At 78.4% G+C, this 417-nt stretch carries 1 pseudogene; it reads left to right on the top strand.

Going from position 1 to position 417, the window contains the following annotated elements:
• A pseudogene (locus LPA54_RS40235) lies at window positions 1–417 on the top strand ([protein-PII] uridylyltransferase); the annotation flags it as partial.

Raw genomic sequence — 417 nt, 5'->3', positions numbered from 1 at the left:
CTCCAGGAACAGGACCAGGTCGCCGCCGAACTCGGCCTGCTCGACGCCGACGCCCTGCTCCGCCAGGTCTACGAGGCCGCCCGGGTCATCGCCTACGCGGGCGACGTCACCTGGCGCGAGGTCGGCCGCGTCCTGCGCTCCCGGTCCGTACGGCCCCGGCTGCGCGCCATGCTGGGCGGAGGCAGACCCGCACCCGAACGCTCCCCGCTCGCCGAAGGCGTCGTCGAACACGACGGCGAAGTGGTGCTCGCCCGCGCCGCGCGCCCCGACCGCGACCCCGTGCTCCCGCTCCGCGCCGCGGCCGCCGCCGCCCAGGCCGGCCTCCCCCTCAACCTGCACGCCGTACGCCGCATGGCCGCCGGCGCCCGCGCCCTCCCCTCGCCCTGGCCCGCCGAGGCACGCCAGCAGCTCCTCACC

It is taken from the genome of Streptomyces sp. DH12 (assembly GCF_020873895.1).
In the GTDB taxonomy this organism is placed as follows: domain Bacteria; phylum Actinomycetota; class Actinomycetes; order Streptomycetales; family Streptomycetaceae; genus Streptomyces.
The sequence above is the reverse complement of the archived record's forward strand: the minus strand, read 5'-3'. Positions and strand labels throughout refer to the sequence as shown.